Raw genomic sequence first — 15,797 nt, forward strand, 5'->3', positions numbered from 1 at the left:
CTTGGTCTTTCCTTATTCTATTGAGTTAATAATTCCATAATATACTAGATCTTCATATCGATTTTCTTTCTTCACATGGTCAATTAATACCCCTTCTTTTTCCATGCCTAATTTTTGTATAACTCTTCCTGAAGCTGGATTTGAATTAAAGTAACGAGCAAATACTTTATGGTATTGCTTTTCATCAAATGCAAATTGTAATATAGCTTGCGCTGCCTCTGTAGCATATCCATTTCCCCAAAATTCTTCACCAATCCAATAGGCTATTTCACCATTATTAAACTTTTGGTTGTTAGATAGCGCTATAGCTCCATATAATTCTCCTTTTTCCTTATCTGTTATAGCAAATTCATATGATTTATTAGCATTAAAATTATCAAGATGATGTTCAATCCACGATAAAGCATCCTCTAAAGAGTATGGATAAGGTAGGTACAAAGTATTGTTATAAATATTATAATTATTACAGAGTTTAGTGACAGCTACTGCATCAGATTTTTGAAAAAGTCTTAATACTAGCCTGTTAGTGGTAATTGTTTTATTTTGATTATCATATAGCATAAGAAATCCTCCTTATTTAACTACACTGCTCCGTTAGTATAATAACGTTGTTGATTTTCTATTTGGTAAATTCTAACAGTCAAAGTTTATCATAGATAGCATCTGTTGAGAACAGACAACTTTCAACAATCATTCTACTAACCTGGGAATATAGGAAAATAAGAATAAACAACCATTAAGGAGCGGTTTGGTCGCATGGTGAAAGAACCATTGATTCATCTATTTGAGTGGTCGCCGCATGTGCATGCGGATCCTTTCCATACGCATAGCCATTTGGAAATCGGCTATTGTTTGTCGGGGAGCGGAACGTTTTATTTCGGGGATAAAACGTTTCCCGTTCAACCGGGTGATGTATTTGTCGTCAATCATTTGGAACGGCATGCCGCCGCATCAAATGCGGACAACCCTAGCCGATATTTGTTCTTGTATTTTGATCCGATTCTTATCGAACAGGCGGATCAGGAACTGTTGCTTCCGTTTGTCTACTTGCCAACGAAATTCCAGAACAGGATTCCCGGCGGACTTACGGCAGCCCGGCAAATCGGGGATCTGTTCCTTGAACTTGCAGATGAGCATGAGAGTAAGCTGCGAGGGTATCGGGGGATGATGCAAGGGAAAATTTTGCAAATATGTGCCCAGTTGCTCCGCCATTACGTCGAAGAAACCCCGTCCGCCGACTGGAATCGCACGTTGACGTCGTATTATCGAATCAAGCCTGCGCTCGACTATATTAACGAGCGTTTTCGGGAACCGATATCGCTGGAAGATATCGCCGAAAGGTTGGCGTTGAGCCCATCCCGGGCGAGACATCTGTTTCAAGAGAAGCTCGGCACCGGGTTCAAGCAATATGTGCTCCAACTGCGAGTGAACGAAGCAAAAAAGCTGCTTACGAGCTCCGATCTGCCGATTGTGGACGTGATGTACGCGGCGGGCTTTCAAAGTCCCGGGCCGTTTTACCGCGCGTTTAAGCAGTTCGTTGGCGCCGCTCCGCTCGATTACCGCGAGCAGACTGCAAAGTTAGCCCTTTTTGAGAAGTTATCGGGTGAAAACAAGACGACGTGAGAAGCTCTCCCTCGTTAGAATGAAGAAGTAAACCATTCATTCAGTTATGATACTATGATGATGAAGATCGGGGGATAAGCTCATGTCAAGTTGGGGATGGCAAGTGCTGCAAAATTTGGTGCAAATGGAAATCAAGCAGCGGACGGAAGAGGGCTGTGAGGTCGGAGGGTTTCAACAGAAGCTGGAAGACGCGGGACAGGATGCTGGCAAGCTGACGGCAGTTTACGAAGAGTTAGCAGCGCTTCCGATCGCTGCTAACTTCCCGTATTATGAACCGAACGGACTAGAGGAGATTCGTGCGGCGAGACCGGAAGGTCCTCGTAATATGAATGTGGACTGGACAGAGGAGCAGTGGCGGGACAAGTTTCATGGTGCCTGGCTCGGCAGAAGCGTCGGTTGCGCGCTTGGCAAACCGCTGGAAAGCTGGTCGTTCATGAACGGTACACACGAAAATCCGGGCTGGAAAAACGTACAGCTGTGGTTCGAAGGAGCGAACGCTTGGACAATTAAGAGCTATACGCCAGGACAGTCGCGGGCACAGGAACAACATGGAATTGAATTGGCCGATTATGCACGGCAAAGTGAGCTAGAGCGCATTGAGTATATGGAAACCGATGACGATATTCGGTATACCGTTCTAGGCCTTCTGATGCTGGAGGAGAAGGGGGTGGATTGGGACTCGTGGGACACCGGATTGATGTGGTTCAAGCATTTGCCTTTCGGCAAAGTATTTACCGCGGAGGCGCAATCGTATGCGAATTTTGCGGCGCTGGCGAACCAGTGCGGCTGGAACCGAGGAGAGGATTCCGAAGCACAGAAGGATTGGGTACGGACTCATTTGAACCCGTACCGCGAATGGATTGGAGCACAAATTCGCGTTGACGGATTGGCCTACGGAGCGGCAGGAAGGCCTGAGCTCGCAGCAGAATTTGCTTGGCGCGACGCTTCGTTCTCGCATGTGAAAAACGGCATTTATGGAGCTATGTTCGTATCGGCCATGATTGCTGCGGCGTTTGTAGAAACTGATCCGGAGCGTATTGTAGAGATCGGCTTAAGCGAAATTCCATGTCATTGCCGGTTATCTAGCGATATTCGATTAGCCGTTAGCATCGCGAATGAAGCAACGAGCCAGCTGGATCTGGTTCACCGGATTTGGGAATCGTTCAAGCACTACCATCCGGTGCACACGAATAACAACGCCGCGTTGTGTGCGGCTGCGCTCGTATTCGCCCAAGGCGATTTCGAGACGGCGATCACGACCGCCGTACTCGGTGGCTGGGATACGGATTGCAACGGGGCAACCGTCGGTTCGATCATGGGCGCCATCGATGGGGCGAAGCAGCTTCCGGAAAACTGGACTTCCAAATTAAATGACACGATGTATTCGGAAATTAACGGCTTTCATCCGATCGCTATATCCGATTGCGCGCGGCGAAGCTATGAGGTGTATCGCAAACTGCACGGCTGATTGGTCTCGCAACCATGTTGTGAAGCCGGCATTAGTTGTTTATCCTTATCGGGTTAAGCCAGATATTTTACTACAAATAAAGAGAGAAGGGGCGCATCTACTTCAAAGTAGTCTGCGCTCCGATTTTATCAAAAAATAGACGTCCCTGATGATATGAAGGTATCTGATTTCGATGATGAATGGTCAATATGGAGATTAGTTCCTTCTGTATTTAGTAACTGTTTCTTTTAATTTGTTACTCATTGTTGTCCATTAAACCTCTGTGTAAGCTTTTTTAAATTTTCAGCTTGTGCACATAAATCCTGTGACACTACCATGTTGACTGCTTGCATGGAGGCACTTTGCTCATTTACTGATTGTAAAACGACCTCTGTATAATTAGATAAACTATCCATTCCGTTGGCGATTGTCGATACTAATTTTGTTACTTCATTAGCGCTACCTGAAAGCTGTTCAGCTGTTGCGGAAATATCCTCTAGCTGGTTCGTCATTTTGCTTACATGCTGAGAGATCGTACCAAATGACTTTGTAGCCTCATCAATGACATAGACGCCCTGTTGAACGTTTTTCAAATCCTGTTCGACAGAAGTAGCTACTTGTTTTGTATCGTTTTCAATGCCAACGATTAGCTCGACAATTTGAGTAGCCGAATGCTTAGACTGCTCTGCCAATTTTCGAACTTCCTCCGCTACCACCGCAAAGCCTTTACCATGCTCGCCAGCACGCGCTGCTTCAATCGCAGCATTTAATGCCAGCAAATTCGTTTGATCAGTAATAGCCGTAATCATGTCTGTCATCGCTTTGATATCTGTCATATTGCTTGATAATTGTTGCATTAATTCACTTGTTTTTTTAGTGGAAGTTGAAATAAATTTCATTTGATTTTTAGCTACGTGTAAAATTTCCCCACCATTGCCTGCAATGTCATTTGCTTCTTTCGCATGATCAAAAACATCTTGCGTTGCCGTGGTAATACGTTCAATGCCATCTGCAGTTTCCTGCATAGAAATGGCACTTTCATTAGCAGACTGTGCTGCTTGTTTAAGACCCTCAGTTGTTTTCTCCATTTGTGAGTCAACTTCGTCAACTGCAATCGTAATTTCATTTGTACTTGCTGATAGCTCCTCTATGCTCGCTGATAAATCTGTAGAACTACTCGCAATTTTTTGTGTCATTGTATGTAATTGTTCTTTCATCTCTATAAACGCTTTAGCTAACTCTGAAATTTCATCATTGGAATTCATTTCAATCGGAGCAATATGCAAATTTCCCTCAGTTATGGCTTTCGCAGATGCTGCTAATTGATTAATCGGCTTAATAACTTTATATTTTACATAGAAAATATAGGATATTGTCACAGTAATTCCTACTATCGTAAAAAAAGTAGATAGCCATTCGAATGATGTTACATTTGCTAGGTCTATGATTAAAATAGCAATCATGTGAGCATTTAAAATAGTAAAGCCAATGATATTTCTTTTCTGTAAACTCATACTAAATTCCCTCCAAATATGATGAATAATCTAGGTTGATATAACTTAAATCATCTTTTTCAGAACCGAATATAAAAACTCAGCATCTTTTCCTACTCCACAAATAAGTGCCGATCCTCTTTGATGTTGCCACGGTAGTCCAATATAATATAACCCTTGTGTTGGACTCACACCTCTTTTATGAAGAGGAAAACCATTTGCATCTAAAATTCCCTCTATGTCTATCCATTTGTAGTCAGGAACAAATCCTGTTGACCAAATAATATTTTGCAGGTTTCTTTTACTATGATCGCTAAAAGTTATTTCTCTTCCTTGTGTTTGTATGACTCTTGGTTTAATATTAATTTTCTCTTTACGAATCAGATGCTTTAATTCAAGGCCAAAAATAGGGTCACTTTGTTTTCGAAACCATGATCCGCGCCTTGTATCAGTTCCTGCATATAAGAGACCAATCTTTTCTAACCAGTAAAAAATGCTTTTGCCCATAATATTAAGTGGTGAAAATTTAAATGAATGGCTAATAGCAATGGTTACTTCACGATTTTCTGCAAGTTCAGTCGCAATTTGCGTACCAGAATTTCCTCCTCCAATCACAAGAACAGGACCATCTGGAATCATCTCAGGTGATTGGTATTGGGAAGAATGAATTTGAAACACCTCTTGTGAAAGACTTTGGGAAATTGAAGGAATGAACGGTTTCTGAAAAGCACCAGATGCGATGATAACATGTTTGGAATGAAATATCCCCTTATTGGTAGAGACTTCAAATGTACTTTTTATTTTTTGTACTTTATGTACAGTTGTCTCCATTTTCACCGGTAACAAAAAACGGTTAGCATATGCTTCAAGATAATCCGCGATTTCATCCTTTGTAGGTAATGCGTTTTCATCTCCTTCTAATCTCATCCCTGGCAGTGAACTATATGATTTAGGTGTAAATAGGATCAAGGAATCATACCTATTTCTCCATCTATCTCCAATTCTTTTGTCTCCATCAAGTATTACAAAATTATAGCCTCCTTGTTGCAAATAATACCCCATACTTAATCCAGCTTGGCCAGCACCAATCACAATAATATCTAACATCTCTTTATCTCACTTCCTATTTTAAAATCAATATATGATTGCTTGCTCATATATTCATACATTATCGTTTATTATAACAATTCCTTCTCACACGTCAAGTAGTTTTCATCAATTAGTCTATGAAATGAAGCCTTTTTGCCATGGGTTCACTAAAGGGCATGCCCAAAAGTACATCAAGCGAATGCCCGCATGTACGATTTCAAACCGCTGCTTGGTTGCTATTATAAGATACATTAGTGATATTCATGGAAATAGGGAAGGTGATTACGCGTGGCATCATTTTTGTACAAACTTGGAATTTCAGCTGCTCGAAACAGAAAGAAAGTCTTGTTCGGTAGTATAGCGGTACTCATCATCGCTGTTTCTATTGGTCTTGGCATGGGCGTTAATTTAAACGGTGAAATGACCATTCCCGGCACCAAATCCGAGGAAGCGATGAAAGTATTGAAAAAAGAGTTCTCACAAGGAACAGGCCCTGAAGGCGGCACGATCCAAGTGATCTTCAAAGCACCTGACGGTCAAACGCTAGAATCGGAATCAACGCAAAAAATAATCGCTAAGACGCTAAAGTCTATATCTAAAGACACTGAGATCGCATCGATCGCCAGCCCATACGAGGCCGGCACGATCAGTTATAAAAAAGAGATTGGATATGCGGTAATCACGTACAAATCAGAGGCTTTGGAAGTCACAGATGCATCTAAAGAGCTCGTATTGGAAAGTGTGGAGCAAGCGCGCAGCGAGGGCTTACAGGCTGAACTCGGAGGAAGCGTCGAATTCTCCGCACTTGAAATTGGCGGAATATCTGAGGTCATTGGTATTATTGCCGCATTTATGATCCTGGCCATTACATTCACATCCTTGCTCGCGGCTGGATTGCCTATCCTAACAGCCGTAATCGGACTCGGGATCGGCGTCATGTCCGTTATTATTGCTTCTAGTTTTATCGAAATGGCATCATTCTCACTAATTCTAGCAATCATGCTTGGATTAGCCGTCGGAATCGACTATGGCTTATTCATTATTTCGAGATACAGACAAAATCTTATGGAAGGCAAAGGCGTAGAAGAGTCCATTGCGCATGCAAATGCTACCGCCGGCAGCGCTGTTATTTTCGCCGGATTAACGGTTATTATTGCACTTGCTGGATTATCCGTAACGGGAATTCCATTCATCACGGTAATGGGCGTAGCGGGAGCATTCACCGTGCTTGTGGCCGTAATTATTTCCGTCCTCGTCGTTCCTGCGCTTCTTGGATTTGCAGGTGAACGGATTCGTCCGAAGTCGAAAGCTGCTTCCAGTAAGAATTCCCCTAAAGCCAGTGAGGATTCAAATCGTTGGGGCAGAATTATTACCAAGTATCCTTTACCGATCGCTCTTGCAGGCATTTTATTGTTAGGAGTTATAAGTCTGCCTGCACTGCATTTGCAAACGGGTCTTCCGGATAAAGGATCTAAATCGATCGATACAACGGAACGCCGCGGGTATGATTTAATGGCGGAAGGGTTTGGGCCCGGTATGAACGGACCGCTCGCGATTATTCTTAAAGCAGAGTCAGCAGAGAACGCACAAGCGACATTTGCGAAGGTAGGGAAGGAACTAAGCGAGCTGCCGAATGTGGCAATGGCAACTCCACCAATCCCGAATGCAACGGGTAAAGTAGCCATGGTTTCTATAATCCCTGGAACCGATCCGAAAGATGAGAAAACGACCGACTTAGTTCATTTGATCCGCGATAAGGCGGCTGAATTTAAGCAACAGGATCAAGTTGAGGTTATGGTTACAGGAACAACAGCAGTAAATATTGATATATCTGAGAAATTAAATGAGGCTTTGCCTAAATTTGCAGCTCTGATTGTGGGACTAGCTTTAATTCTTCTCATGATGGTATTCCGTTCTATCTTAGTGCCGATCAAAGCCGTGTTAGGTTATCTCCTTACACTTACGGCAACACTTGGATTCGTCGTGTTTGTTGTTCAGGATGGCAACCTGACCCAGCTGTTCGACATTCCTGTAGCCGGTCCTGTATTAAACTTCTTGCCTATTTTGACTGCGGGTATTCTATTCGGCTTAGCCATGGATTATGAAGTATTTCTGGTCAGTCGCATGCGCGAAGAATTTAACCATTCGGGAAATGCGAAACATGCCGTATTGTCCGGTCTTAAAAATAGCGGCAGTGTCGTTACGGCAGCAGGTCTTATCATGATTGCCGTATTCGCAAGTTTCATCTTCGTTGAAGATACCATGATTAAATCAATGGGCTTAGCATTAGCGTTCGGCATATTGTTCGATGCATTTATTGTAAGGCTGACAATCGTGCCTGCGGTCATGACCCTTATGGGCCGATCGGCTTGGTATCTCCCGAAATGGCTTGGACGCATTTTACCAAACATCGATGTTGAAGGTGAGTCCATTGAGAAAGAATCGGAGAGCAAAAAAGAAATCGCCTAGTGAGCTCAAATTAATATCTGCATTACATTATTACCCGATCGTACATAAGGGTCTCTGCCCTTATGTACGATTTTTTCATGTTTACAATAAGCTATAATAGAAGATAAAATCGAAAAACGTAAAATCTTTATATATAATAGATAGAACGAAAGGGGAGAACTCATGAAAACGGGAAATTGGTTCAAACAGTGGGCGCAAAAAAATCAATATAACGACTTACCCGATGCCTTGTTTAATGCCAGAGTTCCGATCATGACTTGGGTTTTTTTCATTTATTTCCTTTCCATGTTTGTACAGATTCTGGATGAGACATCGTTTATTTCTTTGTCCTTCTTTTCGGGATTGATGCTTCTTAACGCTTCGTTAATTTGGCACTTCTCATCTCTTACGGAAAAATATCCTTGGATTTATTTCGTGATTCAAGGTCTGATTATTCAAGTATGTGCGCTTATTATGGATCAAGCTACTCCTATACTATTACTTGGGATGTATCCCGTTTTGATTGGGCAAAGCGTTGGTGTCTATTATCACAGAATCAAAATGGTAATGCTATCCGTTTTGTACTATGTTTTAGTCATATCGACTCTCTTCATTTCGGGACAATCCGAAATGTTGATTTTATTGTCGATTTTATACGTAATGATGACTGTCATTTTCGTTTCTTTTGCCGATTTATTTTTAAAGCAGGTTCATGCTCGAATCCGTACCCAAACCTTTCTTGAAGATCTGGAGCGCGCACATCGCAAGGTTGAGGAATTGACATTGGCTAACGAACGCCAAAGAATGGCGCGGGATTTGCATGATACGCTGGCCCAAGGTCTAGCAGGTATCATTATGCAGCTGGATGCGGTCGACGCACATTTGACGAAAGGCAATTCCCAAAGAGCTCAAGAAATCGTCCAGCATTCCATGATCCATGCAAAGAAAACATTATCGGAAGCCAGATTGGCTATTGATAATCTTCGTTCAAAAACGTTTGCAACGGTCGATTTCTCAGATGCCATTCGTGACGAAATAGAGAGGTTCAGGAATGCGACTGGTATTCAAGTATTTCTTGATATGAGCATGGATGGCAGCATACCCAAGTTGATGATGGAGCATGGCCTTCGTATTATAGGTGAATGTTTAACAAATGTAGCCCGGCATGCGGAAGCCAGTCATGTGTGGGTATATATTCGAATTGAGGAGGAGAACATGAAGCTTGAAATCAAAGACGACGGGATAGGTATTGCTTCAAATCAAATGAACTCAATCTCTGGACATTACGGATTAATCGGCATTAAGGAGCGAGTTCGCATCTTAGGTGGATCGCTTATTATAACCAATAATATCCCTCGTGGAACTCTGATTAAGATAGATACATCTGATGAGGAAGGAGAGAACTCATGACATACAACGTGCTTATTGTTGATGATCATCTTGTAGTAAGAGAAGGGCTGAAGTTTATGATCGAGACGAACGAAAACTTTCAAGTCGTGGGAGAAGCGGAGAACGGAGTGGAGGCCTTGCGATTATTGGAGTCGCTTACGCCTGATGTCATTCTTATGGACTTAAATATGCCTATAATGAGCGGATTGGAGACCATGAAGGAGCTAAAAGAAAGAAACATCGATATCCCCGTTGTTATATTAACGACTTATAATGAAGATGAACTGATGATAAGCGGGCTGGAATTGGGGGCCAAAGGTTATCTTCTGAAAGATACCGGTAGAGATCATTTATTCCATACGATAGAATCCGCGGTTCGCGGCGACACCTTGCTACAACCTGAAATTATGGCAAGAGTATTCGCGGCAAGGAATAAACGCCATGATGCGCATGATACGTCTTCAGAGCGAACAGTGCTCTCCGAGAAAGAGCGAATCGTTCTTCAGGCCGTTACGCGTGGTTATAGAAGTAAAGAAATAGCTAGCGATATGGGAATATCCGAGCGTACGGTCAAAGCTCATTTGACGAACATCTATAACAAACTAGGAGTGAACTCCAGATCCCAAGCAGTCGCTGTCGCGGTCGAACAGTGTATCGTTCAGTTATAAGATTAACGAACCGAGTTTGGGAATGAGGGAGACTACACGGCTATTTTGAACAAAATCAATGTTTACAGGAAAAACCGTTGGAGATGCAACTCTAACGGTTTTCTGCATTTTTACTTAAAAAAAGTAAAGAAAACGAAAGTGTATGTCAATGAACTGAAATTGTTACTATTTGGTACGAGCTGGTTTCTTAAAGTCACTCATGATATTTATTTGCTGGATTAATTTAATAATTTCTTCATCAGATATTATTAACTCAATACTAATTTTGATTAAACGGAATAAGACTGTATACTGCAGAGGGTGGTATTACAGATGAGATCCGCCACTTGCATCAATCAATTGTCCGGTTACCCACCGACTGTTCGATGAGGCAAGAAAGGTAGCTATATCCGCCACATCTTCAGGCTCCCCCCACCTGTTAAAGGTTGAAAGACCAGCGGCAAATTTCTGTCCATTGGGATCTTGCAACGTCCCGGCATTCATTTCTGTATTAATAATTCCAGGCTGGATGGCGTTCACCGTAATATTACGGCTCCCAAGTTGCTTAGCTAAGACGTGCGTAAGTGTGTCGACAGCCCCTTTCGACATGCTGTAGGCGAAAACACTAGGGGAAGCTACGCGTGTAACAAACGATGAGATATTGATAATACGACCTCCATCTTTCAGACGCGGCAAAGCATGCTGGATAACAAAAAGCGGTGCTTTGACATTAATGTTCATGACTTCGTCAAAAGATTCTTCTGTCGTCTCTTCTAGGGTTACTATTTGACCGATTCCAGCGTTATTCACAAGAATATCAAACCGATTATCGCCTGTACGTTCCCGAAGGGCTTCATCCAATGTCGTATATAAATCATGAATACCATTAGGAGTACTTAAATCAGCACCGACCGTGAATGCGGAACCTCCACTTTGCTCAATCTTATGAACCACTTCCTCTGCTTCATTTTGTCTTTTTCCGTAGTGCACTGCGACTAATGCTCCATCCTGTGCCAGACGTAACGCAATGCTACGACCGATCCCCCGGCTTGCACCAGTTACTAAAGCGATTTTACCTTTTAACTTATTCATGCAAACATCTCCTTGTTTGGAATTCATGTTTAGTTATATCACAAGGGGAATTTTGAAATGTTGCTCTCTCATTCTGTTAATATGGAAAGAAAAGAAAATAAAACAAAACAATGCTTGTCACCGAAGCACCTTGTTTGTTCTATTTATAACAGCGTATGTACAATGGAGGAACAGCAATGAATCGAAAAATGAATGAACAGATGATGACTGATATCGTACAATCAATCTACTATAATCAAGCATCTGACATATTACGGCGTGAGATCGCCGAAATAATGCATCTGGTTTGGCCAGATGTTAGTCCAATGCCTGAAGAGACAATTCCAGACGCTCACGATGCTGCACTCAATGCTCACTCTTTCTATTCCTGCGTAGATGGACGGTTAGTCAGCTATGCAGGTGTAGTCCGCAAGACCATCAAGCACAGTGATCAGACATTCAACATAGCTGGACTTAGCTGTGTCGCAACCGATCCTAAGTATCAAGGCCGAGGGTTGGGATTGCGTACGGTTGCTGCCGCTACTCGTTGGATCGAACAGAGGGATATAGACTTTGGCATATTCACTTGCAAACCGTCTTTAGCCTATTTCTATGAACGTGCCGGTGCCTGGTCGGTTGTGCCGGACGTGGCGCTCATTGGGAGTCGTGATGAAGGCGCTTTATCCAGTGAGTCCTTACAGGTTGTCGTTTTGATGCGCCATTTTTCAGCGAAAGCTCGTGCCCATGAGCCGATGTTACGCCATACTACGATTGATCTTGGTCTTCCGGTCGGCGATTTTCTATAGTGAATGGGGAGTGGGCGAATGCTGTAGCTGTAGAAATAATGTACATTAATGTAGATCGACACTCTATTGACAAAATAAAAATCGAAATGTATTCTAATGAAAACATACGCTACCGTATCTAGAGGTGAATTATGCAATTAACCAGGGAAGACTGGGTAAAAGCTGGATTAAATAAATTGGCCGAAGCTGGAATATATGAGGTTCGTGTCGAAATACTTGCTCGGAAGCTGAAAATAAGTAAAGGTAGTTTTTATCACTACTTTCGAGACCGTAAAGAACTTCTAGATTCCATGATGGATTACTGGGAAGATTATGCAACTAAGCAGATCATTCATAGTATAGAACAAGATAATTCCTCATTGGAACAGCTGCTTCACATTAGTATCAATCGGGACAAGAAAATTGAGATTGGCATTTATGCCTGGGCCAAACATGATCCTATCGTGGCAACACGATTAGTTGATATTGAGGAACAAAGAATTAATTGTATTTCCAGACTGTATCAAAGGAGAGGGGTGACGCCATCAGAAGCGATAGACAGGGCCAGGCTTACATATTTAACTTATGTAGGGTGGATGACTAGGTTTGAGTCCAATACCAATTTTGATATAGAAAAAATGTTTGTGATTTTATTAAATATATGATTACGCATGTCCCTAATGTGGTTGTACGATCCATAGGGACATAAAAAATGCATAAACATACGGCATCGTATGTTTATGCTTCTAACAAACCATAAAATGGAGAAAGGAGATGTTCATATAAATACTTTTTACCTTATTGTGGCATTAATGATAATGCTTTTGGGGATTATTCATATCTGGATAACACCCAGAATATACAAATCCATGACCCAAGAATCTATATGGTTCGTAAGCGGTGGGTTGGCAGTGATTTCAAACGCTAGCATTAATTTAGCAATGATTAACGTTAAGACGGGACCCAGTTTGTTGAATTATATTTGCCAAGTAAATAACGTACTGACTTTTATATTTTCACTTTTTTTAGTTCGTGTACTCCCTAGGCCGCAAACGAAATTGTTGGTGTGTTTAATGTTCTTGGAAACCTTGCTAGGATTTTTTGAGCAAGTTTAAATAAGGTGATTTAGGAGGCGTTATAATGAAATTCGTTATGACATTATCAACTGTAAGTCTTTTGGCTCTAATCAGCATCTTACATGTTTATTGGGCGTATGGGGGGCGTTGGGGTGTCAAGGCAGCCATACCTTCGAGAGCGGGGGAGCATAAAGCTGCTTTTGTTCCTGGGAAGGTGGGTACGCTGTCTGTGGCTATTCTACTTCTAATCGTATGCTTTATTCTTCTTATTCAGGGCGGTTATACACACTACTTTCTAGCAAATTCCATAACAAGAATTGGGTGTATCGTTTGCGCTTCAGTTTTCTTTCTTCGGGCGATTGGTGACTTTAGACATATAGGATTTTTCAAGAAAATAAATCACACAGTATTCGCGAGAAATGATACATGGCTCTATAGTCCGCTTTGTTTGTATTTCGGGATAACATGTACGATTCTTTTGTTTTAATCGGTATTTTTACTTTAAGTATAAAAGAGTTTGGTCCGTTTCATCATTGGATGACGGACTCATGATTAAAAATTAACGCTTTCGCTTGTTGCTTACCTGCGGCGAGTAGATTGTCGCTCATATCAGGATCGTTGACAGATCGAGAAAGCATAAGTGATCCAACCATCGAACTAAGCAAGCTAGATGCTGTAGCGTTGTCAATATTCGCGACACCTGCAATAAAATCGATCATCCGTTTCAACTCGTCGGTGTAGACTTGCCGAACCTCTTCAGTAGAGCGTGGAATTCCGCTGGAAAGGGCAGGAAGGATGCAACCAAAATCCGTACTGTCTCGATGCTGCTGACTGAGGTAGTAATCAATGACCACATGGATTGGGGGTCTTTGTTTCTCCTGTTCGGCAGCTTTCTGGAGGAACGCAATCGTATCGTCGATTGCATAACGGCAAGTCTCCGCAACCAGTTGTTCTTTGTTATTAAAGTGCGCATAAAATCCTCCGTGTGTCAGTCCAGCACCTTTCATTATGAAAGGAACGCTGATGTCGCGAATTCCATTTCTGCGAAAAGCACGGGCAGCACTTTCAATGATTTTACCTCGAACCTTCTCCTTATGGCCTTCTGGATAAGGCATCGAAATCGCTCCTCTCACTCCGAATTGTTCATTTAAAATATTATAGTCATCATAATAAAAGATGTCAATTCTGCTGCTGCTATGATGAGAACATGAAAGAGGGCCATTGACCGATTTAAAATATGATGACTATAATATATTATGATCATCATATTTTAAAAACCATTTTTACAGGAGGTATCTGAGTATGAGTCAGCTTGTAACTGTAGACACATTGGTTATCGGATCAGGTCCCGGCGGCTACATGGCAGCGCTGCGATCCGCTCAGCTTGGCCTGAAAACGGCCATTGTTGAGCGAGGCAAGATTGGTGGAGTCTGCACCCATGTAGGCTGTATCCCATCGAAAGCGTTGATTGCCGAATCTCATCGCTATCAAGTTCTTCGTCAATCGAATAAGACGGAGGCCGCGGCTTCCTTCATGAGTGCACAGGCATTCAAGGAAGGAGTCGTTAACAAACAGTCTGGTGGAGTTGGATTTCTGTTGAAAAATGCTGGAGTTACGATCATCGAGGGAGAAGCAAGCCTGGTTGATGAGCATACGGCTGCTATTAAACAAACAGACGCGGAGTCCACGATCTCTTTTCAGCACGCCATATTGGCAACGGGCTCCCGTCCGATCGAACTGAAAACTTTGCCGTTTGACGGACGAATTCTTTCCTCCACAGAAGCTCTCTCACTTTCGCGTATTCCAACCACCCTGATCATTATCGGAGGCGGATATATTGGTGTAGAGTTGGGACAGATGTATGCCAAATTCGGGACAAAAGTGACAATACTGGAGGGAGGGAGTCAAGTGTTGCCAGGCTTTGAACCGGAACTGACGGCTCCAGTTCTCCGGCAGTTAAAAGCTGACGGCATAACGATCATAACGGACGCGACTGCCGTACTAGCGGAACAAACTTCTGATACGGTAACGCTTCAGTATTCGAAAAATCAGGAACTGCATGTTCTTACGGCAGATTATGCGCTGGTCACCGTCGGTAGAAAACCCAATACTGACGGAAATCTAGGACTGGAGCGTATCGGTCTGCACACAACAGATCGGGGATTGATCGATACCGATGAACAATGCAGAACGGCTATTCCGCATATATTCGCCATTGGAGATATAACGGCAGGTCCGGCGCTTGCCCATAAAGCGTCATATGAAGCCAAGGTTGCAGCTGAAGTGATTGCTGGTAAAAGCTCGATGGTTGACTACAAGGCGATTCCGCTTGTTGTTTTTTCAGAGCCAGAGCTGGCAAGTGTAGGCCTGACTGAAGCGGACGCAAAAGCAAATGCCATTCCAACTGTCATCGGGAAGTCACCATTTTCAATTAATGGAAGGGCTTTAGCTTTACAAGCTACGGATGGATTCGTCAAAATCATTGCGGATCGGACCTCAGGAACCGTAATCGGCGCGCAAATCGTAGGGGTGGAGGCTTCGACCCTTATCTCGGAGATGGCTCTAGCTATCGAGATGGGCGCGAGCGTGGAGGATTTGGCTTTAACTATCCATCCTCACCCTACGCTGGGGGAAGTCATGATGGAAGCTGCTGAGAACGCCGTTGTAAAAATGAACCAACCAGCTACTTGAGTCTCTTTTTTTGCGTTGGAATGCAGTATGCATAACAG

The 15,797-nt window shown here is 42.8% G+C and carries 14 protein-coding genes; 9 read left to right on the plus strand and 5 right to left on the minus strand.

The window, feature by feature from the left end; genetic code table 11:
- Positions 1-12: 12 nt before the first annotated feature.
- The gene (locus AC2TF5_RS12485; RefSeq protein WP_491302456.1) at positions 13-561 is read right to left on the minus strand and encodes a GNAT family N-acetyltransferase; all 549 of its coding nucleotides are present in this window, start codon (positions 559-561) and stop codon (positions 13-15) included.
- A gap of 195 nt (positions 562-756) precedes the next feature.
- Here AC2TF5_RS12485 and AC2TF5_RS12490 point away from each other — a divergent pair, with 195 nt between their 5' ends.
- Together AC2TF5_RS12490 and AC2TF5_RS12495 are read left to right on the plus strand one after the other, a co-directional pair.
- Positions 757-1,623 carry an AraC family transcriptional regulator gene (locus AC2TF5_RS12490; RefSeq protein ID WP_491302457.1) on the plus strand — a complete coding sequence of 289 codons (867 nt, stop codon included), beginning with the start codon at positions 757-759 and terminating at the stop codon, positions 1,621-1,623.
- 82 nt (positions 1,624-1,705) lie between these two features.
- Entirely contained in the window at positions 1,706-3,091 is a 1,386-nt protein-coding gene (locus tag AC2TF5_RS12495; RefSeq protein WP_491302458.1) for an ADP-ribosylglycohydrolase family protein, read from the plus strand.
- 239 nt (positions 3,092-3,330) lie between these two features.
- Here AC2TF5_RS12495 and AC2TF5_RS12500 read toward each other — a convergent pair whose 3' ends face one another.
- The gene (locus AC2TF5_RS12500) at positions 3,331-4,584 is read right to left on the minus strand and encodes a methyl-accepting chemotaxis protein (RefSeq protein ID WP_491302459.1); all 1,254 of its coding nucleotides are present in this window, start codon (positions 4,582-4,584) and stop codon (positions 3,331-3,333) included.
- Between the two features lie 45 nt (positions 4,585-4,629).
- Positions 4,630-5,670, minus strand: a complete 1,041-nt coding sequence (locus tag AC2TF5_RS12505) for a flavin-containing monooxygenase (protein WP_491302460.1) — start codon at positions 5,668-5,670, stop codon at positions 4,630-4,632.
- 270 nt (positions 5,671-5,940) lie between these two features.
- On the opposite strand from AC2TF5_RS12505, the gene AC2TF5_RS12510 reads away from it, so the two are divergent.
- The 3 genes from AC2TF5_RS12510 (at position 5,941) to AC2TF5_RS12520 (ending at position 10,157) form a co-directional block, all read left to right on the plus strand.
- Positions 5,941-8,121 (plus strand): MMPL family transporter, encoded by a 2,181-nt coding sequence (locus tag AC2TF5_RS12510; RefSeq protein WP_491302461.1) that lies wholly within the window; start codon positions 5,941-5,943, stop codon positions 8,119-8,121.
- Between the two features lie 162 nt (positions 8,122-8,283).
- On the plus strand, positions 8,284-9,510 hold the full coding sequence (locus AC2TF5_RS12515) for a sensor histidine kinase (RefSeq protein ID WP_491302462.1): 1,227 nt from the start codon (positions 8,284-8,286) through the stop codon (positions 9,508-9,510).
- Positions 9,507-10,157 carry a response regulator gene (locus AC2TF5_RS12520; protein ID WP_491302463.1) on the plus strand — a complete coding sequence of 217 codons (651 nt, stop codon included), beginning with the start codon at positions 9,507-9,509 and terminating at the stop codon, positions 10,155-10,157. Before AC2TF5_RS12515 ends, AC2TF5_RS12520 begins: the two co-directional genes overlap by 4 nt.
- Positions 10,158-10,463: 306 nt before the next feature.
- On the opposite strand, the gene AC2TF5_RS12525 is transcribed toward AC2TF5_RS12520, so the two are convergent.
- Positions 10,464-11,228, minus strand: coding sequence for an SDR family oxidoreductase (locus AC2TF5_RS12525; protein ID WP_491302464.1), 765 nt, complete (start codon positions 11,226-11,228; stop codon positions 10,464-10,466).
- A gap of 200 nt (positions 11,229-11,428) precedes the next feature.
- Between AC2TF5_RS12525 and AC2TF5_RS12530 the strand changes: the two genes are divergently transcribed.
- The 3 genes from AC2TF5_RS12530 to AC2TF5_RS12540 all read left to right on the plus strand — a co-directional run bounded on the left by AC2TF5_RS12530 (position 11,429) and on the right by AC2TF5_RS12540 (position 13,555).
- Positions 11,429-12,013 carry a GNAT family N-acetyltransferase gene (locus AC2TF5_RS12530; protein ID WP_491302877.1) on the plus strand — a complete coding sequence of 195 codons (585 nt, stop codon included), beginning with the start codon at positions 11,429-11,431 and terminating at the stop codon, positions 12,011-12,013.
- A gap of 131 nt (positions 12,014-12,144) precedes the next feature.
- Positions 12,145-12,657, plus strand: a complete 513-nt coding sequence (locus tag AC2TF5_RS12535) for a TetR/AcrR family transcriptional regulator (RefSeq protein WP_491302465.1) — start codon at positions 12,145-12,147, stop codon at positions 12,655-12,657.
- A gap of 475 nt (positions 12,658-13,132) precedes the next feature.
- Positions 13,133-13,555 (plus strand): DUF3995 domain-containing protein, encoded by a 423-nt coding sequence (locus tag AC2TF5_RS12540; protein ID WP_491302466.1) that lies wholly within the window; start codon positions 13,133-13,135, stop codon positions 13,553-13,555.
- A 43-nt stretch (positions 13,556-13,598) separates the two neighbouring features.
- Here AC2TF5_RS12540 and AC2TF5_RS12545 read toward each other — a convergent pair whose 3' ends face one another.
- Entirely contained in the window at positions 13,599-14,183 is a 585-nt protein-coding gene (locus AC2TF5_RS12545) for a TetR/AcrR family transcriptional regulator (protein ID WP_491302467.1), read from the minus strand.
- A gap of 187 nt (positions 14,184-14,370) precedes the next feature.
- Here AC2TF5_RS12545 and lpdA point away from each other — a divergent pair, with 187 nt between their 5' ends.
- Positions 14,371-15,759 carry a dihydrolipoyl dehydrogenase gene (gene lpdA / locus AC2TF5_RS12550; protein WP_491302468.1) on the plus strand — a complete coding sequence of 463 codons (1,389 nt, stop codon included), beginning with the start codon at positions 14,371-14,373 and terminating at the stop codon, positions 15,757-15,759.
- Positions 15,760-15,797 lie beyond the last annotated feature (38 nt).

It is taken from the genome of Paenibacillus sp. JNUCC 34, assembly GCF_058269055.1.